The 23,335-nt window shown below is 61.4% G+C and carries 13 protein-coding genes and 1 riboswitch; of the genes, 8 read left to right on the forward strand and 5 right to left on the reverse strand.

The window, feature by feature from the left end; genetic code table 11:
* The first annotated feature begins 56 nt into the window (after positions 1–56).
* Together FH08_RS0140570 and FH08_RS0140575 are read left to right on the forward strand one after the other, a co-directional pair.
* Positions 57–539, forward strand: a complete 483-nt coding sequence (locus FH08_RS0140570; RefSeq protein ID WP_031363833.1) for an Lrp/AsnC family transcriptional regulator — start codon at positions 57–59, stop codon at positions 537–539.
* A gap of 135 nt (positions 540–674) precedes the next feature.
* Positions 675–881, forward strand: coding sequence for a hypothetical protein (locus FH08_RS0140575; protein WP_031363834.1), 207 nt, complete (start codon positions 675–677; stop codon positions 879–881).
* A 60-nt stretch (positions 882–941) separates the two neighbouring features.
* Here FH08_RS0140575 and FH08_RS0140580 read toward each other — a convergent pair whose 3' ends face one another.
* Positions 942–3,665, reverse strand: a complete 2,724-nt coding sequence (locus FH08_RS0140580; protein WP_031363835.1) for an FUSC family protein — start codon at positions 3,663–3,665, stop codon at positions 942–944.
* 266 nt (positions 3,666–3,931) lie between these two features.
* Here FH08_RS0140580 and recC point away from each other — a divergent pair, with 266 nt between their 5' ends.
* The 4 genes from recC to arfB are packed head-to-tail and all read left to right on the forward strand — an operon-like array spanning position 3,932 to position 13,462.
* Positions 3,932–7,312 (forward strand): exodeoxyribonuclease V subunit gamma, encoded by a 3,381-nt coding sequence (recC, locus tag FH08_RS0140585; RefSeq protein WP_031363836.1) that lies wholly within the window; start codon positions 3,932–3,934, stop codon positions 7,310–7,312.
* Positions 7,309–11,004, forward strand: coding sequence for an exodeoxyribonuclease V subunit beta (gene recB, locus FH08_RS0140590; RefSeq protein ID WP_031363837.1), 3,696 nt, complete (start codon positions 7,309–7,311; stop codon positions 11,002–11,004). Before recC ends, recB begins: the two co-directional genes overlap by 4 nt.
* Positions 11,001–13,052, forward strand: a complete 2,052-nt coding sequence (locus FH08_RS0140595) for an AAA family ATPase (protein WP_031363838.1) — start codon at positions 11,001–11,003, stop codon at positions 13,050–13,052. The genes recB and FH08_RS0140595 overlap by 4 nt, the downstream gene beginning before the upstream one ends.
* Positions 13,049–13,462, forward strand: a complete 414-nt coding sequence (arfB, locus tag FH08_RS0140600; RefSeq protein ID WP_235210661.1) for an alternative ribosome rescue aminoacyl-tRNA hydrolase ArfB — start codon at positions 13,049–13,051, stop codon at positions 13,460–13,462. Before FH08_RS0140595 ends, arfB begins: the two co-directional genes overlap by 4 nt.
* Before the next feature lie 296 nt (positions 13,463–13,758).
* Here the strand turns inward: arfB and FH08_RS0140610 are convergent, their stop codons facing one another.
* The 4 genes from FH08_RS0140610 to thiC form a co-directional block, all read right to left on the reverse strand.
* A complete protein-coding gene (locus FH08_RS0140610; protein WP_031363841.1) occupies positions 13,759–15,357 on the reverse strand; it encodes an L-lactate permease in 1,599 nt (532 codons plus the stop codon).
* A 618-nt stretch (positions 15,358–15,975) separates the two neighbouring features.
* A complete protein-coding gene (locus FH08_RS0140620) occupies positions 15,976–16,413 on the reverse strand; it encodes a hypothetical protein (RefSeq protein ID WP_051888917.1) in 438 nt (145 codons plus the stop codon).
* A gap of 253 nt (positions 16,414–16,666) precedes the next feature.
* Positions 16,667–16,879: a glycine zipper 2TM domain-containing protein gene (locus FH08_RS0140625; RefSeq protein WP_031363843.1), complete on the reverse strand. Its 213-nt coding sequence runs from the start codon at positions 16,877–16,879 to the stop codon at positions 16,667–16,669.
* A 392-nt stretch (positions 16,880–17,271) separates the two neighbouring features.
* Positions 17,272–19,203: a phosphomethylpyrimidine synthase ThiC gene (gene thiC, locus FH08_RS0140630; RefSeq protein ID WP_031363844.1), complete on the reverse strand. Its 1,932-nt coding sequence runs from the start codon at positions 19,201–19,203 to the stop codon at positions 17,272–17,274.
* A 266-nt stretch (positions 19,204–19,469) separates the two neighbouring features.
* Positions 19,470–19,598: riboswitch (TPP riboswitch) on the reverse strand.
* A gap of 386 nt (positions 19,599–19,984) precedes the next feature.
* Here thiC and FH08_RS0140635 point away from each other — a divergent pair.
* Entirely contained in the window at positions 19,985–21,103 is a 1,119-nt protein-coding gene (locus tag FH08_RS0140635; RefSeq protein ID WP_081889751.1) for an EamA family transporter, read from the forward strand.
* Between the two features lie 466 nt (positions 21,104–21,569).
* The gene (locus tag FH08_RS0140640; RefSeq protein ID WP_051888918.1) at positions 21,570–23,183 is read left to right on the forward strand and encodes a Fic family protein; all 1,614 of its coding nucleotides are present in this window, start codon (positions 21,570–21,572) and stop codon (positions 23,181–23,183) included.
* Positions 23,184–23,335: the final 152 nt, after the last annotated feature.

Here is a 23,335-nt window from a genome sequence, read left to right on the forward strand (position 1 = left end):
CATATAATTTCGCCAACACACGGAAAAGTAGAATAATTTCCTATAAGGGGCGGGCTGTGGGCATGGACCTTATCGATCGCAAGTTGCTGGAGCTGCTGCAGGAAGACGTGACAATGCCGATTGCCGAGCTGGCGACGCGCGTCAATCTCTCGCAGACTCCATGCTGGAAACGCGTGCAACGGCTCAAGGAAACCGGCGTGATCCGCGCTCAGGTCGCACTGTGCGATCCGCGCAAGCTGGGGGTCGGGACAACGGTCTTCGTCGCGGTGAAGACCAATCAGCACACGCAGACATGGGCAGAGGACTTCACGCGCGCGGTGCGCGACATTCCCGAAGTCGTCGAGGTGTATCGAATGAGCGGGGAAACGGACTATCTGATGCGCGTGGTGGTGTCGGATATCGACGATTACGACCGTGTATACAAGACGCTGATTCGCGCGGTCCCGCTGTACGACGTGAGTTCGAGTTTCGCGATGGAACAGATCAAATATTCCACTGCCCTGCCAGTGCGCGCGCCGCTTGGGATCACGGGGAACTGAGGTTTTGCGGCGGACGTGGAACGCGTTCTGCTGAGTCGTTCTGATGATGGGAAGGGAAGGTTGCCGAAACCCTTCTGAAATCCATGTCGGGTAAGATCGTGCGCTTCGTCCAATCCCACTCAGAGCTTCGATTTCATGACCGATGACCGCCGCAAAAAGGCCCCGACGCGGAAGAACCCCACCTTCGCGATCAGTATTCTTATCGTGGTCGTGGTGCTGCTTGTGATCGGCACATTGTTCTTCAACGCGATCCGTGACAAGCGCGAGTACGAACGAGAGAATCCGCCGGAAGCAGCGAGCGCGACCGTTCCCGCTGCGGCTGCGACGGGTGCTTCCCAGTAACGTTCTTTCGACCTGCCGCTTCTGCGTGCTTTTACGCGTAACGGGTCAATGCCCCGTCCGTCACTCCGGCAGGTTGATGAGGCTCGCGTCCTTGCGAATCAGAAGCGACGCCGTCAGCATCTGCTTGCACTGGTGCGCAAGCAGCTTCAGATCCTGGACGGCATCGGCGGGGATATTTTCGGCGCGCTCCGCACCCACCACCATTGAATCCAGTTCGCGCGTGAGCAGCTTCGACTGCTCGGCTTGATCTTCCGGGGCGGTCACACCGTCCTGAGCCTGCGTTAGATTGTCGCGGATAACGCTCAGCGCGCGCTGCACGGGTTGCGCTGCGTGACCCGCAGCGGACTTCCCCACCGATTGCAACAACGGCCCCGCCGCTGTGATCTGCGAAGCGAGCACGTGGCTGCGGATCAGCAGATCGTTGAGTTCAGGCACGAACTTTTGTTGCGCTTTCGGTTCGAGCATCATGCGCTGAAACGCTTGGGCAAGATTTGCAAACGCGATATGCACGTTCTTGCGCGCGAGGCGATAGCGGAAGTCGCTATCGAGCGCCTCCGCTGCAATGGCCGCCGCCGCGGAGGCGCCAGAAATGGCGGTGGCGGCCGCGCTTTCTCCGCTGACGGGTTTTTTCTTCGATGTCGCGGCCGGCCGATTGTTGCTCGTCTCAGCAATGGCCGGTTGATCCGATGCCATGGTTGTCGCGTCCGCGTGTGTCTGGGCCGGACTGTCAGCTTGCTTCATGGGTGTACGAGAATGCGCTTCGCCGGATGGACTCATGGCTGACGCGGTGACCGCTTGTTTGTCGAGGTTTGCCACTATCTCGTCGCTCGTAAGGCCTGCGGCGTTGCTTCCGTTCGATTCCACCGTCGCCGACAAAGCGGTAGCCCGGAAAGGCCCGTCGCCGTCTCCACTTGCCGAGTTGGCGGAAGCATTCCCCACTGTCGCGAGTTCCGTTTCACCGGCTGCCACCTGCGCAAGCGCGGCTGTTGCTGCTTGCGCTGTTCCCGCGTTGGCATCGGCGAAAAGATTGGCGTCCGCCGTGCTCTTCGCTTCAGCATGAGCGGCAGGTTTGCCAGTCCACCACCAGCTAGCCTCGAGATAATTTCTCATTGCACCGATCATGTCGTGCACTTGCTTGCCCATCAGCCGGTATTCCCAGTAGGGAAACAGATGGCTGGCGGCAATGGCGATCGCGCATCCGACGGCGGTGTCAATGGCGCGTTCGCCGATCAGCCGCATGCCGCCCGGCGCAAGCAGGTGCAACATCAGCAACACATAAGCCGACGTGAACACCACGCTCGCCGTGTAGTTGAAGAGCAGCAGGCTGTAGCTCATGACCATGCAGGCGAACATGGCGACCAGCAATACGTGCGGGTCCTTCACCGCGAGGATCAGCCCGACGCACGCCGTGCAGCCGATAGCGGTGCCGATGATCCGCTGCACGTTACGCTGTTTGGTGAGCGAATATCCAGGCTTGAGAATGATGACGGTTGTCATCACGATCCAGTACGCGTTGGTGAGCGGGAGCAGCCGTCCGAGCCAAAACCCTACACCCACTGCAATGGTCACACGCAGCGCGTGCCGGAAGCTCGGCGAGGCCATCGTCAGGTTCGAAAAAATCTGCATGAACGGCACGCGTCGGCTTGACACAAAACGCGACAAGGTCGGATCGACGCGAATCACCGTTTCGGTAATGCTCGGATCGTGCCGTGTCTGGCGACGCATTTTGTCGATCAACCGTGTCGCACTCCAAAGCCTCCTGAACGCGGCGGACACTGCGGAATAGGCTTCCGGATTTTTCTGAGGGATGTCGTGCCGCCGCATCTGGTCGAGTTCGTATTCGATCGCGCGCAACTCGGCCTTCACGTTGATTCGTGCACGCGCCGGCCGGTTTTGCAGCACGGCCAGGCCGATATCCTCGAGATCGAGCGCGGTCTTTCTCATCAGGTCCCGATAGAAGATCAGGATGTCCTGGCCGCCGAAGGAGTTGCGCACGAGCGGATAATCGGTGTGCGCCCCCACGAACATCTCGTGCAGGTCGACCACATTGATGAAGAGGTTGAAGAGCATGACGCGGCGCGCATCGAGCTTGCCGCTTCTCAGTTTCGGCAGGTTGCGCAGGACGATGTCGCGCGCCGCATCCTGGCGCTCGACCGCGGCAATCTGATTTTCGATCAGTTTTCGGTAACACTCGTCGAGATTGGCGTCGAGATCATAGAAAGCCGAGCGCGCGAGCAGATACTCGGCGCACCTGAACACGCTCTCGGCCAGCGCCTGGCGCTCGATACGATAGACGAGCGAGCGGCTGACAAGCGTCGCCCAGTACGTGTACCAAAGGCCGCCGAGCAGGATCCATGAAGCGTTGACGAGCGCCTGCATAGGCGTGAAATGCTCTTCCAGCGTCACGATCATCATGAAGAGCGTGGCGAAGCTGATCTGCGGCCAGCGGTTGCCGTACACCACGACCAGCGACAGCACGAAGGTGAGCGGCACGACTGTCAGCCACAGCGTCACCGCGTTCGCGCTCGCGATGCCGGTTGCAAGCGCCGACAAGAAGCCGATCACCGTACACGCCAGCATCTCGTTGTGCTTGTACTTCAACGGCCCCGGCATGTCGACGACGCTTGCGCCCAGCGCGCCGGTCGCAATGGTAAAGCCGAGTTCACGATTGTGAAATACAGTCAGCATCAGGATGGCCGGCAGCGACACGCCGAGCGCGATCCGCAAGCCACCGAAGAAGTACTGGCTATAAATGAATTTTCTGATTTCTAGCGAGTAACGCATCGACTTCCTAATTTGCTGCCCGGGTATTTTCGGGGTGTCTCCGGGGTGTCTCTATTTCCGCCATGGTCTCGGCATGCCATACCGGCACACCCGGACCTGACTTAATGTGGCATCGAGTCTAACCCAACTCGACGGCATTCAAACCTAGGCCGTTCGGACGAATGCCGGTTAAGAACGGCCTTTGCTATCCTGTTGTTTCACCTCGCGACACGTCCGGCAATTTGACCGTTCGAGCCGTTGCCTTTCATGCCCAACTAGCAGGATCCATGCTCGAACTTTTCTATTCGAATCGCCATGAAACGCTGTCGCAGGCGCTGCTCGACGACGTCGCCGCGTTCGCGCTGAATGGCGGCGATCCGTTCGCAAGCCAGACGATCATCGTGCCGAGCGCAGCGGTGCGCCGCCGGCTCGAGTTGGACATGGCCGCCCGCTTTGGCATTTGTGCAAACGTGGACCTGTGTTATCTGGCGCAGTGGTTGTGGGCCCGCATTGGGGACGTTTTGCCCGTACCCGAGCATTCGCCTTTTGCGCCCGACCGGCTGGTGTGGCGCTGTTTCCGGCTGCTCGGGGCAATGACGGAGACTGCGCCAGAGAGCTCGTCGCGACTGCGGGCCTACCTCGACGCCGCTGACGACGCCATGCGTTACGAACTTGCGCGCCGTATCGCAACCGTGTTCGATCATTATCTGACGTATCGGCCGGAATGGCTGCTGCACTGGCAGGCCGGCGGGTCGATCCTGGCGTCGGCCGGTGGGGCAATCGATGCAAACGGTCCGCGCCTGCCGAACGCCACGGCCATTCAGCGCGAAGACGAACGCTGGCAGGCAGCGCTATGGCGCGCGCTGCTCGCTGATCTCGCACAGAACGCCGGTGCTCACGATCCAACGCCGCCCGCGTACCGGTTCCTGACTGAATCGCCGAAACTCGATCTCGACGCCGTGATGAAGGCCGAGTGGCCGGAGCGCGTGAGCGTGTTCGCGTTGCCGACCATGCCGCCGTTGCATATTGCGTTGCTACGCGAGTTGTCGCGATGGATCGACGTCCGGATCTATGCCATCGATCCGTGCCGCGAGTTCTGGTTCGACATCGTGAGTGAGGCGCGGGTGGAGCAGCTTGAACTGGCGGGGAAGCTGGACTTCCAGGAGGTGGGCCATCCGCTGCTCGCCGAATGGGGTCGCCAGACACAGGCGCAGTTGCATATGCTGCGCGAACTGACGGAAAGCGCGGCGTCGCGGGAAGCCAGCCATTTCGAGGAGAATCCCTCGCCCACATGGCTTGCCCATGTGCAGAACGCGATCCTCAATTTGAGCGAGGTTGGAGCACCGGACGAAGCGCTTGAACCCGGCATCGAAATTCATGTCTGCCATAGCTTGTCGCGGCAGCTTGAAGTGTTGCACGACCGTTTGCTCGGCTGGTTCGACGAGATAGATGGGTTGCAGCCGTCCGATGTGCTCGTGGCGTTTCCTGATCTCGCGGCGGCGGGGCCACTCATCGACGGGGTGTTTGGCACCGCGCCCGCTGGCGTGACCAGTGAGCGCCGGCGAATTCCTTATCGGATCACGGGTCTGCCGCCGTCGCAGGCAAATCCGGTTGCGCGCGTGCTGCTCGACTGGCTAGCGTTGCCTGAACGTAGCGTGGGCGCGCCCGAGTTGATCGAATGGTTGCGGGTCGACGCGGTCGCGGCACGTTATGGCATAGACGCTGTCGCGCTGGAAACCGCGCAGACATGGCTTGCGGCGGCCGGTGCCCGGCGCGGGCTTACGCCCTCGGCCGTCACTGCCGCCGACGTGCCCGCGGCCCGTCACACGTTCTCCGACGCTCTCACGCGGTTGTTCCTCGGCTATGCGCTGCCCGACGGTGGCGCGCCTGTCGACGAATGGTTGCCGGTTGGCGGCGCGCAAGGCTCGGATGCGGACTTGCTCGGCCGGCTGACGCAGTTTATCGACGACATCGACGCGTTCGGCGAGCGTATAGCCACACCGCGTACGCCGCAGGCCTGGACGCAATTGCTGCTCGACGCGCTAACGCAATTCTTCGATGCCGGTCTGCCATTCGCGGACTCAATCGCCGACGTCCGTTCAACGCTCGATGCACTGATGCTTTCCATGAGCGAAGGCGCTGTCGATACTGAAATTGCCGCCGACGTTCTGCGAACGGCGCTCACCGACGCACTCGACGACGCCGCGCGCGGCGGCGTTCCATGGGGCGGCGTGACGTTTTCGTCGCTGACGAGCTTGCGCGGATTGCCGTATCGCGTGGTCTGCCTGCTCGGCATGGACGACGGCATGTTGCCGAGCCTCACGCGCGCCGACGAATTCGACCTGATGGCGAGTTTCGGCAAGCTCGGTGACCGGCAACGCCGTGACGACGAACGCAACTTGTTCCTCGACTTGCTGTTGTCAGCGCGGGACCGTTTGATGATCGCGTACACGGGCCGTAGCATTCGCGACAACGCCGCGTTGCCGCCGGCCGCGTTGATCGATGAATTGCTCGATTATCTGCAGGAAACGGTGGCGGGAGAGGGGGCGTCGCCGAAAGAGCTTGAGGACGCGCGTAGCCGCTTCGTGTTCGTGCATCCGTTGCAGCCGTTCGCGCCCGAGTACTTCAGCGCGCCGTTGTTCACCTACGAGCCGGAGCGGGCGGAGCTGGCGCAGACGCTCGCGCTTGGCAAGATCGAACCGCCAGTGAAATTCTTCCGTGAACCGTTGCCGGCGGAAGAGGTGGAACCCATCGCATTCGATGACTTCGAGCGTTTCTGGCGTCATCCGGCGCGCGCTATCTTGCGTGATCGGCTCGGCATCTCGCTCTTCGACGCTGAGACCGAACTCGGCGATACCGAGCCGTTCGCGCTCGAATATCCCGGCCGTGCTGCGTTGGCCGAGCGGGTGTTGCCCGCGTTGCTCGAGCTCACCGCCGACAATGAATCGCGCGGACTCGATCGTGCGCGCCGGGTCGCGGGTGCGAGTCCCGAAATGCCAGGCGGTGCGACGGGCGGCGTGTGGCAATCGCGGGAAATTGGCGCGTTGCATTCGCTTGCCAACCGGGTGCGGGTCGCGACAGCGGAAGGCGCGGCCCGCTTGCCATTCACGCTGGATATCAAGCCGCGTTGGCCAGATGCCGAGCTATTCGGCCGCGCCGACGCCACGTTGCAAGCCGACGCGTTGCAGCCTTTGCAGCTTCACGGCACCTTGAATTTGCTCACTAACGAAGGCCAGATCATTTACCGATACGATGTGCCGCGCGCCCGCGACTATCTCTCTGCATGGCTTGCACATCTCGCTTATTGCGCCGCGTTGCCCGATGGCCCGCGACGCACTGTGTGGCACGGGCGCGGCGCGCAATCGAGCGGCTTTGAACTGACGCCCGTCGAGGATCCTCACGCGCACCTCGCGACGCTCGCCGCGTTGTATCGCGCCGGGCGGCGTTTGCCGCTGCGGTTCTTTCCCAAGAGCGCATGGACGTGGGTCAAGGAGAGCGAGTCCAAGGCACAGGGCGTGTGGGTATCGGACAGGACGCGCGGAGAATCCGACGATCCCGCGTTGCGTATTGCGTTTCGCGGCGCTGAACTGAGACTCGATGAAACCTTCGCCACGCTGGCCAGGATCGTCTTCGAGCCATTGATCCAGCACATGCGGAGCGACGCATGATACATACCGAATCAACCACAACGACAGCAGACGTGGCCGGCGAACTCGACGTCTTCGAATGTTCGCTCGATGGCGTGAACCAGATCGAAGCATCGGCGGGAACGGGGAAGACGTGGAACATCTGCGCGCTGTACGTTCGGCTTCTGCTGGAAAAGAAGCTCGCTGCCGATGCGATCCTCGTCGTCACGTTCACGAAAGCAGCCACGGCGGAACTGCATGAGCGCATCCGTTCGCGGCTCGTCCAGATCGCGCACGCAATGGAAACCGGCGACACCGCGGGCGACGCGTTCCTCGAGCGGCTGTTCGAGACTACGCTCGAACGCGTTGATCCTGACGAAGCGCTCAAGCGCATCAGGATCGCGCTGCATACCTTCGATCAGGCCGCCATCCACACGATCCACGCGTTCTGCCAGCGCGCCCTGCAAGAGGCGCCGTTTGCTGCAACCATGCCGTTCGCGTTCGAACTGGAAGCCGACGACAGCGCGTTGCGCTTCGAGATGGCAGCGGACTTCTGGCGTGAACGAGTCGAGCCGGCCGCCGCGAGGGATGCATCGTTCGCGGCGTGGCTCGTGAGCAAGGGCGCGGGACCGGCATCGCTCGACGCGCAGCTTTCGCGCCGGCTTAAAAAACCGCTCGCCACGTTGCGTTGGGGTGAGTCGGAGCTCGCCCACCGTGAGGACGCGCAAGCGTTGTTCGATACGGCGTGCGCGGTGTGGCACGCCGAGCGCGACACCATCGTGCAATTGCTGATCGACGCCGAAGCGAAGCTCAGCAAGACCACGCACAAACGCACGCTGATCGATGCGGCAATTGCTGCGTGGTCTGACTATTTCGCCGACAACGACTGTCACGCCGCGCCGCCGAAAGAAGCGCTGAAGCTCACGGCGAGCGCGTTGAAGAAAGGCACGAAGGTAAAGAACGAGCCGCCGTCGCATGCTTTCTTCGATCACGCCGAGACGCTTGCCGCCGCTGCTGCCGCCGCGGAAGCGGCGCAGCGCGCGGCATGGCTTGGTATCGTGCGCGAGTGGCTTGACTACGCGCCGCTGGAATTGGCGCTGCGCAAGCGAACGAGGCGCGTGGTGTCGTTCGATGACTTGCTGTCCAACCTGTATCAGGCGCTGGTCGCTAATCCGTGGCTTGCCGATGCACTTCGGGCACGTTATCCGGCTGCGTTGATCGATGAATTCCAGGATACGGATCCGCTGCAGTTTGCCATCTTCAACAGCATCTTCGCGCCGCAAGGGCCGTTGTTTCTGGTCGGCGATCCGAAGCAGGCCATCTACAGTTTTCGTGCCGCCGACCTGCATACGTATTTGAGGGCGCGCAAGCAGGCATCGGCGAGATATACGCTTGCGGTCAACCAGCGCTCGACTGCACCGATCATCGATGCCTGCAACCGCATTTTCGGCACGAATCCGGCGGCGTTCATCCTCGATGGACTGACATACCAGCCGGTGCGTGCAGGCACGCGCGAGCGCAAGCCGTTCAACGACAACACAGCGTCAGCCGCCTATTCCGATACCGCCGATTTCTGCGTGTGGATGTTGCCGCAAGGCGATTCGGCGCTGTCGAAAACGAACGCCAACCGTCAGGCGGCGGAGGCCTGCGCGGCAGAGATCGTGCGGTTGTTGCGCGGCGCTCAAAACGGCGAAGTAACGATAGGCGACAAACCCCTGTCGCCCGGCCAGATTGCTGTGCTTGTGCAGACGCATCGGCAGGGCAGTCTCGTCAAGCGAGTGCTCGCGAGCTGGGGCGTGGGCAGCGTGGAACTGGCGCAGGCATCGGTATTCGGTACGTTCGATGCGGAGCAGATCGAGCGATTGCTAGCTGCCATCGACACCCCCGGTGACTTGCGTCGCTTGCGCGCGGCGCTTGCAACGGACTGGCTCGGGCTGGATGCCGCCGCGCTGTGGAACATGGAGCATAGCGAAGCAGTAGAAGGTTCTGCCGCAACCGATGCCATGAGCTGGGTCGAACGTTTCTCGCGTTACCGGATGCTATGGCACGAACGCGGTTTTGCGGTGATGTGGCGCACGCTCGCGCGTGAGCTGCTGATCGCGCAGCGCCTTGTTGTCGGTCCGGACGGCGAGCGCCGCCTGACCAACGTCAATCATCTGGCCGAGTTGATCCAGGCACGCGGCGCGGTTCAACCGGGCATTGCGCCCACGCTGCGCTGGCTGGCGGCGCAGCGTGCAGAGCAGGGCGGCGGAGAAGATGCGCAGTTGCGGCTCGAATCCGATCGCAATCTCGTGCAGATTGTCACGGTGCACAAATCGAAGGGCCTGGAATACGCAGTCGTGTTCTGTCCGTTCCTGAACGACGGCGCGTTGCGCGACCCGCCGTCCTCAGGACTGCCCGATGCCCGCGAGTATCACGACAACGGTGCGGCTATCTTGCATTACGGCTACACCGACGAAGAGGGTGAGCGCGCGTCCGAACTCGCCACCCGCGAGCAGGCCGCCGAACGCGCGCGGCTCGTGTATGTGGCGCTCACGCGTGCTGTGTACCGGTGTTACGTGGTTGGAGGCGTGTATCTGATCGGCAAATCAGCGAAGGAATCGCGGCGCAGCGTGCTGAACTGGCTGGTCGCCGGCGCGGGCCATGCGTTCGGTGACTGGCTCGCCGAGCCACCCGAAGAAGACGATGTGATCGGACATTGGCAAGCGCTTGCAGCGGGCTCGATCTCCGTTGAACCCTTGCCCGTGATCGACGTGCGAGAACCGCTCGTTGTGACCCGCGACGCGGGTTTCACGCCGCAGCCGCGAACGAGTCGTCGCGTGTTGCGCGACAGTTGGCGCACGGCCAGCTTCAGTTCCATGATCGCGGCCGGCGCACGTGAGGAATCGAATCAGGCGCAGCCCACGACCGAGCGTCCCGACCACGACGGGCGCATCGACGCACTCACGCCGATTGAGACTCCATTGCCCGCAGCCCCGATCCAACTCGATGCCGACGATATCCTCTTGTTCCCGCGCGGCCCGTCGGCGGGCGAGTGCCTGCACCGGATGTACGAACTCGCGGATTTCACGAACTCTGAAAAGTGGCCCGACGCGATCGAGAGCGCGTTACATGAACATCCCATTCCCGTTTCAGCGTCCGACGCTTTGTCTGCCAACCTGTCCGCGATGATGGCGCGTCTTCTCGCCGATACAGTCGCAACCGAACTCGTACCCGGCATGCGCCTCGACACCATTTCCACCAAGCGGCGCATGAATGAACTCGAGTTCCTGTTCCCGGCCGAATCGCTGGATTTCCCATCCTTGCGACGCGTGCTCGTCGCGCATGGATTCCCCGACGTCGCTCTGGAAGCCGGAACGTTGCGCGGCTTCGTCAAGGGGTTCATCGACTTGATCGTCGAGCATGAAGGGCGTTTCTGGATTGTCGACTGGAAGTCGAATCATCTTGGAGTGACACCCGCCGATTACGACGAGAAAGCGCTCGACGCCGCAATGGCCTCGCATGCGTATCACCTGCAGGCGCTCTTTTATACGGTCGCGCTGCATCGCTATCTGCGCTTGCGGCTGCGTGACTATGCGTTTGAGCGGCACATCGGCGGTTATTTGTATTTGTTCGTGCGCGGCGTGCGACCCGATTGGCGCGATGGTGAGAGGCCGGCGGGGGTGCATGTGGGCAAGCCATCGCTGGAACTGATCGAGGCGATCGATCGACTGATGCAAGGAGTTGCCGCATGAACGCGCCTGACCTCACTCTTGTTTCCGACGACAGCATTGCGCTCGCTGACGGATTCGCGCGCCGGATAGGCGCGTTATCGAAGCGCCTTCAGGGCGACGCCGGCAATGTGCGTTGGGCTCAGCGCGCGGCGTTCGCAGTGAGCCGGGCGACGACGCAAGGGCACGTGTGTATCGCGCTCGACGCGCTCGCGCAACGCTATGGTGAAACCACCGGCACGGTACATGCCGCGCTGCTGGCAAGCGGCGTGGTGTGTGACGGCCGGGAAGCTGCCGCGGACCTGCTGCCTCTCGTTATAGATTCCAACCGGCGTATCTATCTCGCCCGGTATTTCGACTACGAACGGCGGCTCGCGCGGGCGCTGGTCGAACGTGCCCAGGTGTCTGCTGATGCGCCCGATCCGGCTGAATTGAAAGCGCGCGTAGGGCGCTATTTCGAGGCGTCAAACAACGACGATGACAACATCGACTGGCAACGCGTGGCCGCGCTCGTCGCGTTGTCAGGGCGTCTTACCATCGTGAGCGGCGGTCCGGGAACGGGCAAGACAACCACGGTTGTTGGCGTGCTCGCTTGCCTCCTCGACGAGAACCCCGCTTTGCGCATCGCGCTCGCGGCGCCCACGGGCAAGGCGGCGCAGCGCATGCAAGAGGCACTGGTCGAACGCGCCAATGTATTGCCGCCGGAGCTGGCCGCGCGTTTGCCGCGCACCTCGTTCACGCTGCAGCGTCTGCTTGGCACGCAGGCGAACGGGCGCTTCCGGCATCATCGCGACAATCCGCTGCCGTTTGACGTGATCGTGATCGACGAGGCATCGATGATTGACGTCGCGCTGGCCGCGCATCTGCTCGAAGCGGTCGCTCCCGGTGCGCGGCTCGTGATGCTTGGCGACAAGGATCAACTTGCCGCCGTGGAAGCGGGCGCTGTGTTCGCTGAGCTGAGCGCTCGGCCGGTTTTCAGCGAAACAGGTGCGGCGCGGATTGCTGCAGCGCTGTCGATGCCGGCCGAGCAGTTCATCGCCGCGTTGCCGAACGATCTTGGCGGCGACGCTGAAGCTGATGATCAATTCGCGCTGCTTGAAACCGAACCTATGTGGATCGACGAACCCGGCTATCTGATCCCGGACGACGGTAACAATGCTTACGACATGCTCGGCAGCTTGCCGGAAGTCGACTGGCATCCGGCGGCGCCTGTTGCACTCGATCAAACCGCGGCAAGTCCGTTGACCGACTGCGTCGTGTGGTTGCAGCGTAATTATCGGTTCGGCCTGGAATCTGATATTGGCAGGTTGTCGGTTGCTATCCGTCGCGGTTCCGTTGACGACGCGCTTGCCGCCTTGACGCCCGGTAGTGAGAACAACCCAGCGAAAGCGGCGCTGCTTATCGACGATTCGGGACCTCATCTCTCCGAGCGCACGCTGGCGCGCCTGAACGCCGGCTTCGAACCGTACGCACGAACGCTCGCCAAAACGCTTGCAGGAACGCTCGAAGCGGGAACCGGGGCAGCACCGCTTTTCGATGCACTCAACCGCTTTCGTATCCTCGCCGCGACACGCCATGGGCCGCGTGGTGTCGATGAAATCAACGCGCGTGTATCGGCGTGGGTTCGGGTGGCTGCATCGGTCACGCTTGGTGCGGGCGCTCAATGGTTCGCGGGACGGCCGGTGATCGTGACGCGCAACGACTATGCGCTGGGCGTGTTCAACGGCGATATCGGCATCGCGCTGCCGGCGGCTAGCGGCGCCATGCAGGTCTGCTTCCGGATGGCCGACGGAACGCTGCGAATGCTCTCTCCCGCCGCACTGCCGCCCCACGACACGGCGTTTGCGCTGACAGTCCACAAATCGCAGGGCTCGGAATTCGATCATGCCGCGCTGGTATTGCCGAGCGCGTTTGGCCGCATGTTGTCGCGGGAACTGGTTTATACGGCGATCACGCGGGCGCGAAGCCGCATAGACGTGATCGGCTCGACGGACGTCTTTGCGCAGGCCGTCCGTACACCTACGCGGCGTGACTCGGGTCTGGCCGCGCGCATTGCGGAGGCGGCATTGTGAACCATACGATCGAGTATGTGATCCAGCCGAACGAGGTCGAACTGAGCGCCGTGCGGGCACAGGGGGCGGGCGGTCAGAACGTCAACAAGGTGTCGAGCGCGATTCACCTGCGCTTCGATATCCAGGCGTCATCGCTGCCGGACACGATCAAGATGCGCCTGCTCGCGTTACGCGACAGCCGCATCACGCGCGACGGGGTGATCATCATCAAGTCGCAGGAACACCGCACGCAGGACATGAATCGTGCGGCGGCGCTTGCTCGGCTCGACGAGATGATCCAGCGCGTGAGCGTGACACGCCGTACGCGGGTCGCGACAAAACCTACGCGGGCGTCACAGTTGCGAAGGGTCGATGGGAAAGTGCGGCGAGGCGCGGTGAAGGCGACACGGGGACGGGTCGTGGGGGAGTGAGGCGCATTCAATCCATCTCGTAAGACGATTCGCTTCGGGCCTGGTCAACAACGAATGGCGACGCGCTTCGCCCGGCATAGTCGCCGATCCGGGCGACGAGACTCATACCGGCTCGCAACGCCTCTGCGCTGCCGAGTGGATACGGGTTCCTGCCACACGCATTTACGCGTGTCGAGGAATTCAACGCCTCTGCGCCGCCCAACGGAAGCCAAGCCCTGCCGCCCGCATTCACGCGCGGCAGGAACATCGGCGGTCAAAAAACCCTGCAAAAAACCAGAAGCCCGCCCGCATTCTCTTCAATGCGGGATCATCCACGTCAGCACATTCTGCTGCAGCCAGACCAGCACGCCGAGCAGTATCGTCAACAAAATGGAGTGCTTGAAAGTCTTCGCGAATACCACGCCTTCCTTGCCTTTCAGTTCTGTAGTGGCGACGCCCGTCGAGATGTTTTGCGGCGATATCATCTTCCCCATCACCCCGCCGGATGAATTCGTCGCTGCCATCAGGATGGGATTGAGATTGAGCTGGCGTGCCGCGACCACTTGCAGATTGCCGAACAGCGCATTACCCGATGTGTCGCTGCCGGACAGGAACACTGCCACCCAGCCGAGGAACGCCGATACCAGCGGGAAGAACGCCCCCACCGACGCCACGCCGAGTCCCAGCGTGTAGTTCATTCCGGAGTAGTTCATCAGGTACGCGAGCCCGACAATAGTCGCGACCGTCAGGATGGCGATGCGCGTTTGCACCCACGTATCCACGATCGCCGCGCCGAATTCGCTCACCGGCAGCCGCACGATCAGGGCGGTGATGATCGATGCCACCAGGATCGCGGTGCCGGTCGCGAGCGGCTGGAAATCCCAAATCGCGCCATACGGCTGGTTATATAGCGTGATGAAGACGGCTTTGTCGAGACCTGGCCACGGTACCTTGACATCACCGATCAGGAAGATCTTCGCGACCGTCCACACGATCACCACTACCGATACCACGATCCAGGGCACCCATCCGTGGCCGCCTGACAGCTTGCCGCGGACCTGCGCTGCGCGATCCACGTTGACGGCGAAGCGTTCGTCGTGGGCAGGTTTCCAGACGCGCAGGAATGCAATCGTGAGGATCAGCGAAACCATCGACGCCAGCACATCCGTGAGCGAGTAGCTGATGTAGTTCGACGTGACGAATTGCGTGAGCGAGAAGGTCCCGCCGGCCACCAGCAGCACCGGCCAGATCTTGAGCATGTTGCGAAAGCCCGCGTACACGCCGATCACATAGAACGGCAGCAGCAGCGCGAAGAAAGGCAACTGGCGGCCAACCATCTTGGCGAGCAGGTCAGGGGAGAGATGGGTCACGGCGCCGAGCACGGTGATCGGCACGCCGAGCGCGCCGAACGCGACCGGTGCAGTGTTGAAGATCAGCGTGAAGGTCAGCGCTTCGAGCGTCGGAAAGCCGAGAAGAATCAGCAGCGAACTTGTAATGGCGATCGGCGTGCCGAACCCGGAGATGCCTTCCAGCAACGCGCCGAAGGAGAAGCCGATCACGACCAGCACGATGCGACGGTCGTTCGGGAGGTTGTCGATCATCCATACCCGGAACGCTTCGAAGCGGCCCGAACGCTGCGAGATGTTATAGAGCAGGATCGCGGTGAAGACAATCCACATGACCGGCCAAACGGCGAACACGGCCCCTGCCGCGACCGAATCAACCGCCAATCCCACGGGGAAATGCCACACGGCGATGGCTATCACCACGCCGACAATTAGTCCGGCGAGCGACGCTTGCCAGGCAGGCCTGCGCGCCCAACCGAGCAGGACCAGCACGACTGCAATAGGTAGCACAGCGACGAGAAAGGACAAGCCGAGTGAGCCGCCGACAGGCGTAAGAATCTGATGAAACATAGGGTCTCCTGGTCTTATTTTGATAATCATTTTGCTGAACGCGTGGCGTTCTCCGGTCATGGCGACCGGTTTTCACTGCCCCGTGAGCTTCGTTCGCGTTGCAAAAAGCGCGCCGCAGCCCGACGCACCGTTGCAAGCACCTTTGCAACTAAGCGTTTGCCTAATGCGTCTGGACTAAGGATAGAGCGAGGATGGCGGGCGTCAAAGAAGGATTAACCATACCTTTGGCGTTATATCGAAGCCTTTAAAGCGTGGTGGGCTCATGCGTATTAGAAGCATCGGTCTCGGGCGAGTCCGGTGAAACCCGCCGCAATACCCAGACGGAGATCACGCCAAGACAGGCGGCAAGCCAGAGTAGGACGAGCGCGAAGACCAGCATGGTGAGGATTCCTGTGGCGGCAGCGCCCGGGGCGGCGAAGCGAACAGGTATTTCAGCGAAAAGCGTGCCATATCAGACCGGCGGCCACGGAATCGCCCGTGACGCGCTACTGACGTGATCGGACACCGGGGACACCAAGCGTTCAGACAAGCAAACCGCGCTATTGCAGCGCAGTTCATCTGAAAGCATTACATCGAACGGGTAAGCTCGCCCAAGCCGAAAAGCAGAAAGCGACCCGCTCAATGACGATAATAATGTCCGCGCCCGCCGCCGTACCAGCCGAAGCCGACCGACAGCGAAGGACCGTAACCGTACGCGGGATAACCGTAGCCACCGTAATAGGCCGGATAGGGAGCGTAGACCGGATAGCTCGGGTAATAAGCGGGATACGGCGCATAGACGACAACAGGCGGCGCGGCGACGTATTGCGGTGTTGTTGACGCATACGCGGACGCGGGGGTGTTGTCGATGCCTTGATAGCTTTGCGTATAGCCGGAGGCGGACGCCCCCGCGGGCGCGACAGGGATCTCTTGCTGCGTTTGGGCTGTGCCGACTACCGGAGCGCCCGCGTAGGGCGGATACGCTGGGTAATAGCCATACGAACCGTACGGCACGTAGTAACAAGCGCTCAAGCTCAAAGCGCCCACAAGGGCGGATAGTGCGAGCTTCGGGCTCATGATGCGACTCCTCATTGCGTCGAAACGCAGCCGTTCGAATGAACGGAATGTCAGGAGCCTAGCGCATCGCCGAAACGCGGGAAAGTACGGGGACGCTACCCAATGTTTCGATCTGTTTCACAGGACCGGATTGTGGGCGCGCCTGTGAGTCACCTAAGCAACGAGCTCGGTTGCAGCCGATCGCCGTGTTATTGAAGGGCGATCGGGCAAGGCGAGGCGGATAAATAATCATCCGGCTCGCCAGCTTATCAACCTACTTGCCGACCTGATTACCGATCAGGCCGCCTGCGGCCGCACCACCCACCGTCGACAGCGCACTGCCGCCAAGCGCTGCGCCGGCCACGCCGCCAACGCCCGCGCCAACGGCTGTATCGCGTTGGCGGGTGCTCATTTGATCACATGCAGACAGGCCACCGAGAAGTGCGGCGATGAGAGCAGCAGCGCCAATCTGTTTGATCTTGTCCATTTCAACTCTCCAAAAACGATGAATCACGAAGCTCTGACGGGTTGCTGTAAAACCGGCGAGGCTCCAGGTGGCACATGCAGCACATGCAGCACATGATTTGCGCTGAACGGATGAGGCTGACTGTCCATGTCCAACCTGGTGGCGAAAAGACAGTCCCTGCCGATCCTTTCAATGTAGAAGCAGAAACAGTGCCCGACCGTCGTATTCAGCAGATGAATATGGAATTACGCGGCCTCCAAAACGCTTCAAACGCGTCAAACGCTCCGCATGCTCCAAAACGCAAAAGCGGCCTGTCGCATATGACATGCGACAGGCCGCTTCATGTGTCACCGGATCGCCGCGCCTTTGCGGGCGCGCGGCGCGGTCATTGCTCGCGCGTGGCTTGCTCCTTCTTACGTACGCTGGTAGATCTCAGCGCCCTTTTTCACGAACTCGATCGCCTTCGTTTCCATGCCTTGCTTCAGCGCCTCGATGTCCGATACCCCTTGCTTCGCCGCATATTCACGAACGTCCTGGGTGATCTTCATCGAACAGAAGTGCGGGCCGCACATCGAGCAGAAATGCGCGACTTTGGCTGAGTCCTTCGGCAGGGTTTCGTCGTGGAATTCACGCGCCTTGTCCGGATCGAGACCGAGGTTGAACTGGTCGTCCCAGCGGAATTCGAAACGCGCCTTGGAGAGTGCGTTGTCCCGCACCTGAGCACCCGGATGACCCTTCGCCAGATCGGCCGCGTGCGCCGCGAGCTTGTACGTGATGATGCCGGTCTTCACGTCGTCCTTGTTCGGCAGCCCCAAGTGTTCCTTCGGCGTGACGTAGCAGAGCATGGCCGTGCCGAACCAGCCGATCATCGCGGCGCCAATGCCCGACGTGATGTGGTCATAACCCGGCGCAATGTCCGTGGTGAGCGGCCCAAGCGTGTAGAACGGCGCTTCGTCGCACCAGTCCAGTTGCAAGTCCATGTTCTCTTTGATGAGCTGCATGGGCACATGGCCCGGACCTTCGATCATCACCTGCACGTCATGCTTCCACGCGATCTGCGTCAGCTCACCGAGCGTCTTCAGTTCGCCAAGCTGGGCTTCGTCGTTGGCATCGTAGATCGAGCCGGGACGCAGGCCGTCGCCGAGCGAGAAGCTCACGTCGTAGGCCTTCATGATTTCGCAGATGTCTTCGAAGTGCTCGTACAGGAAGCTTTCCTTGTGATGAGCCAGACACCATTTCGCCATGATCGAACCGCCGCGCGACACAATGCCCGTCATGCGGTTCGCGGTCATCGGCACGTAGCGCAGCAGCACGCCGGCGTGGATCGTGAAGTAATCGACGCCTTGCTCCGCTTGTTCAATCAGCGTGTCGCGGAAGATTTCCCAGGTGAGGTCTTCGGCCTTGCCGTTGACCTTTTCGAGCGCCTGATAAATCGGCACCGTGCCGATCGGCACCGGGCTATTGCGGATGATCCACTCGCGCGTTTCGTGAATATGCTTGCCGGTCGAGAGATCCATGACCGTGTCGCCGCCCCAGCGGATGGCCCAGGTCATCTTGTCGACTTCTTCGCCGATCGAGGAGGTCACCGCCGAGTTGCCGATGTTCGCGTTGATCTTCACCAGGAAATTGCGGCCGATGATCATCGGCTCGCTTTCCGGGTGGTTGATGTTCGCCGGGATGATGGCGCGGCCACGGGCGACTTCCTCGCGCACGAACTCGGGTGTGATTTCCTTGGGCGCGTTTGCACCGAAAGCCTGGGCGCCGAACGCCTGGCCCGGATGCTGGCGACCCATCATCGCGGCGAGCTTTTCGCCGTTCGGACCGCTCGTACGCAGCGATTCCAGATATTCAGCACGGCGCTGGTTCTCGCGGATCGCGATGTATTCCATTTCCGGCGTGATGATGCCCTGGCGCGCGTAGTGCATCTGCGAGACGTTCTTGCCCGGCACTGCACGGCGCGGCGTGCGATGCAAGCCCTTGAAACGCAGGTCGGCGGTAGCCGGATCGGCGGCGCGCTCACGGCCGAAGTTGCTCGAAAGGCCACCGAGCGATTCCGTATCGCCGCGTTCTTCAATCCACCCCTGGCGTACGGCCGGCAGACCCGAGCGGATATCGATTTTTGCTTCAGGGTCCGAATACGGGCCGGAGCAATCGTAGACATACACCGGCGGATTTTTTTCGCTGCCGAAGCTTTCGTTGGTGTCGGATTGCGTGATTTCGCGCATCGGCACCCGGATGTCGGGCCGTGAGCCCGCCACGTAGATCTTGCGTGAGTTGGGCAGCGGCGCGATGGCGGCAGCGTCGACGACAGCGTCGTCGGACAGGAATTTCGGATTGGCGTTCATGCGGCTCTCCTTTGTCGACCGGTGTTGGCGTGTCGACCAGAGTCTTACTCTGGTCCCATAGCGCTTACTCCGGTCCCATGCAGATGGTTGCTGTGGGGACGGGTGTTTCCCAGCCGGCCGGCGATACAACGCCAAGCGCACGAAATTGCGCCAAACGGCACGAGATCGGCTGAGTCAAACGCTAGCTGCGGGAGACCGAAGAAAAGCAGAGAAGGAGGCGGGCGGACTTGGCGAGGATGCGCGAGAAAGAAAGAAGACCCCTAGCGCTGCGAAATCCGAACGCTTCCCTGCGCTGGCATTATCCAGATCAGGTTCAAAGGGTATTTCTCACCCGCGACACACGGACAATCCGGTGAAAGATTGCGATGTGCAGCGCAGGACCCCCGCGTTAGCAGCCGCCACAATACACCTCGCCGTAGCGTGTTGGCAACCATCTGTAACACTCACGCGTGCGTATGCATGGCTTACTGCATAATGGCGACCACCGTGTTTTCCCGGATGCGGTCCGACATTATTCACCAATCGATCCGGCAAACTCGCGGCGGCTCCTGCCGGCTTTTCAAGCCGTTATCGAGCTTCGGCACGTTGTTGCCCGACCCCTTTTTCTGCTTCCGACATGTTGTCCTGCCTTGCCCGTTTTGCCGCGACGCTCAAGCGGCATGCGCGCCGTTCTTCGCTCCCCCTGGTTTCGGGTGAAGCGAAACCGGCGGTTGTAAGCCTCCCCGTCAGCCTGCCCGTTTGGCCGGCTGACGCTGTAATCATCTTCGTCGCGGAGTAACGGATGTCTACTTCGTTGCCGCCGCGATTGCCGGATTCTGATTCGCCACCGCCGCAGTTCGTGCCACCGCAATCGAAGCCTTCGGCCGATGTGCTGGCGTTTCCGCAGGCAGCAGCCGACGCGCCATCGGAATCCCCATCGCCATCGGCGGATGGTTTGCCGGGCGTGACGAGCCCGCAACCCTTGCTCGATACCCGTGGTCGTCGCCCGTTCAACCTTCCCGGCCATTTCCCGTTCCGGCTTCCGGCGACGCACAGCGGCCGCGTGGCGCTTGCCCTTTGCGTGGTGTACCTCGTATGGGGCTCCACCTACATGGCGGTGCATCTGTCGCTGGAATCGTTCCCGCCACTGATGCTGTCCGGTTTGCGCAACCTGTTCGCCGGCATTGGTTTATTCATCTTTGCGGCGCGGCGGGACCCGGTTTGGCCGACTTTCGCCGAAGTGCGAAACGCCGCGGCGGTCGGAACGTTGCTGGTGGGTTTGTCGAGCGGGATGCTCGCGTTTGGCATGCGCACGGTCGAGACCGGTACGGCTGCCGTCATGGTGGCGACCGTGCCGTTGTTCGCCACGGTCATCGCCGCCATTGCAGGCCGCAAAGTGGCGAAGGGTGAGTGGGTCGCGGTCGGCCTTGGGCTGGTCGGGATTGCGTTGCTGAACCACGGTGACCCGTCGTCGGGTTCGACCGCCGGCAGTCTTGCGATTCTTTGCGGCGCGGTTTTCTGGGCGGGCGGCTCGTTTCTCGCGGGGCGTCTGAAGCTGCCGTCCGACCTGCTGGTATCGACGGCTCTGCAGATCAGTCTTGGCGGCGCGATGGCGACAATCGTTGCGTGGGTGTCGGGCGAACGTATCGTGAGCATGGGGTTCACGCCGTTTCTGGCTTACCTCTACCTGATGCTGGTTGGCTCGATGGCCGCGTATGTCGCGTATGCGTACCTGATTCGCCATACGAGTCCGATCATTGCGAGCAGCTGCATGTACGTGAATCCCGTGGTAGCCGTGGTGATAGGCGCGCTGTTTCTCGGCGAAGTGATCACGAAGTGGACCGTGATGGCGACCCTCATCATCCTGGCGAGCGTGGGTTTGTCGTTCTGGTTCGATTACAAGAGGCGCGGGCTGGTTTGACGTCGGCGTGGCGACCGGCAGTACAAAGACGGCGGATCGTTTCGGAAAATTCCGGAGAAACGGCCTGCCGTTTTTTTGATTTGAGCGGATGGCCGGAGAAGACAAACTTCAGACTTGGCTGTCGTTCGACCTGGATCGAAAACCCGCGTATTCGCACCGCCGAACAGGCGGACAGCACGTCCGCCACGACCCTAAACGGTGTGCGGCCGCGTGATTTCGTGATCAATCAAGCGCAAAAAAACCTGAATCGTGACGTCGATTTACCTGTGAGGACCTCAACGCGCTGTCAGCGGAGAGCCTTTGTAGGACAGGCCTCTGCCAGTTTTTCCTCAGCTTCATCCTGAAAAACAGCACAAAACTCTAATTATAGTAAAGCACAAAACTCGAGTTATAGTACGACACAAAACTCTGGATATAATACGACACAAAACTCTAATTATGGTCTGAAGTCTCCGGAGCGAACCGCGTGGCTGCGCCCAACGAAAAACTGGCTTCTTCCCTGTCGATCCTCAAAGCGCTGCAAGACAGGGGCTTTTCTGTATTTCAGGTAAGTGCGCATCCCGAGCTCACTCGCACGCACCGTGAGCGACTCCAGAATGCTGGTTTCCTCAAGCTGGTCATTCAAGGCTGGTATCAGTCGAACAATCCGGAAGACGGTGAGGGCGATTCCACGCACTGGTACGCGAACATGGAAACCTTCGTGGCTGCGTACGCCCACTCCAGGTTCGCGGACCAGTGGCAGGTCAGCCCCGAGCTTTCGCTCCTGAAGCACAGCGGCCACACAAGCATCGAAAAACAGATCCTGCTGTACTCGCCGCTGGCGACCAACCAGCCGCAAGCATTGCCTCACGGCTGTTCGATGTTCCTCTATCGAACCAAGCCCGACATGCTGGTGGACGGCCGCGCGCCGAACGTGAGCGGACTCATGCTGCTTCCTGTGCCCGAAGCGCTGATTCGGGCGAGTCCGAGTTTTTTTCACACGCACGAGCTTGCCGCGCAGATCGTGACCCGTCAGGTCGACATCAGTACGCTGACCGCCCGATTGCTCGAGGGCGGTCACAGTGTTGTTGCCGGCCGCATGGCGGGAGCGTTGCGGGCCGTAGGCCGCGATCAGGATGCCGACCAGCTCCTCGATACCATGAAAGCGGCTGCCTACGTCGTCATCGAAGGTAACCCGTTTGAACGGCCGCTGGCTCATATCGGCGGCCGTATGAACGAGTCGCCGTACGTGCAGCGCATCCAGGCCATGTGGTCGGGCATGCGGGATATCGTGATCGACCGTTTCCGCGATATTCCTCGCTTGCCGAACCCCGACAGCGAAGCGCTTCTCCACGACATAGAGGCAAGGTACGTGGCGGACGCGTATCACTCGCTGTCTATCGAAGGGTATCGGGTCAGCACGGACCTGATCGCGAAGGTTCGCAATGGCGACTGGAGCCCCTTGACCAACAAGGAAGACCGCTTAACGAGGGATGCCATGGCGGCTAAAGGTTATGCAGAGACCCACGCCCGGGTCCGCTCCCTGATCGGCCGGGTAGTGGCTCAAGCCGACGATCCTTCTGCCACCCTCAAGCGAGATTTTTCACAGTGGTACGTGACGCTGTTTTCGCCAAGCGTGACCGCGGGTATCTTGAAGGCAAGCGATCTCGCCGGATATCGCAACAACAACGTGTTTATCCGGAATGCGTTGCATGTGCCGCTTGCGCCCGAAGCAGTTCGGGATTGCATGCCGGCGCTCTTCGACCTGCTGCAGGCGGAGGAGCACCCGGGCGTGCGTGCGGTATTGGGTCATTTCATCTTCGTGTTCGTCCACCCGTACATGGACGGCAATGGCCGCCTCAGCCGCTTTCTCATGAACTACCTGCTGACAACGGGCGGCTATCTTTGGACCATCGTGACCGTTCAGTCCCGTACCGCGTATCTGGCGGCGCTCGAGCAAGCCAGCACATACCGGAACATCAAGCCTTTCGCCGATTTGATTGGCAGCCTTATCGAATCGCAGGCTGCCGAGCCAATCGAGCGCATCACGCAACGTCCCGAGGCGGGAAGCTGGACCGCTTTACCCCCTGCTTCTAACTGATGCGCGTTCACGAGTTTTAGCCTGGGCACAAAAAAAAGAACCTCCGCCAGGGAGGTTCTTCTTGATCGAGTTTCATGTCTGCGTTCCGTTGCCGGCACGGAGGCACAAAGCCCAGGAGCCGATGAAGACAGCCGTCAGCAAATATCCAACGC

Source organism: Caballeronia sordidicola (genome assembly GCF_000729995.1).
GTDB classification, from domain to species: Bacteria; Pseudomonadota; Gammaproteobacteria; order Burkholderiales; family Burkholderiaceae; genus Caballeronia; species Caballeronia sordidicola_A.

Excerpts from the sequence above, each read along its gene's own strand:
- FH08_RS0140620 (WP_051888917.1), bottom strand. The coding sequence starts at position 16,413 with ATGAGCCCGAAGCTCGCACTATCCGCCCTTGTGGGCGCTTTGAGCTTG.
- FH08_RS0140595 (WP_031363838.1), top strand. The coding sequence starts at position 11,001 with ATGAACGCGCCTGACCTCACTCTTGTTTCCGACGACAGCATTGCGCTC.
- FH08_RS0140580 (WP_031363835.1), bottom strand. The coding sequence starts at position 3,665 with ATGCGTTACTCGCTAGAAATCAGAAAATTCATTTATAGCCAGTACTTC.
- thiC (WP_031363844.1), bottom strand. The coding sequence starts at position 19,203 with ATGAACGCCAATCCGAAATTCCTGTCCGACGACGCTGTCGTCGACGCT.
- FH08_RS0140625 (WP_031363843.1), bottom strand. The coding sequence starts at position 16,879 with ATGGACAAGATCAAACAGATTGGCGCTGCTGCTCTCATCGCCGCACTT.
- FH08_RS0140575 (WP_031363834.1), top strand. The coding sequence starts at position 675 with ATGACCGATGACCGCCGCAAAAAGGCCCCGACGCGGAAGAACCCCACC.
- recB (WP_031363837.1), top strand. The coding sequence starts at position 7,309 with ATGATACATACCGAATCAACCACAACGACAGCAGACGTGGCCGGCGAA.
- FH08_RS0140635 (WP_081889751.1), top strand. The coding sequence starts at position 19,985 with ATGTCTACTTCGTTGCCGCCGCGATTGCCGGATTCTGATTCGCCACCG.
- recC (WP_031363836.1), top strand. The coding sequence starts at position 3,932 with ATGCTCGAACTTTTCTATTCGAATCGCCATGAAACGCTGTCGCAGGCG.
- FH08_RS0140610 (WP_031363841.1), bottom strand. The coding sequence starts at position 15,357 with ATGTTTCATCAGATTCTTACGCCTGTCGGCGGCTCACTCGGCTTGTCC.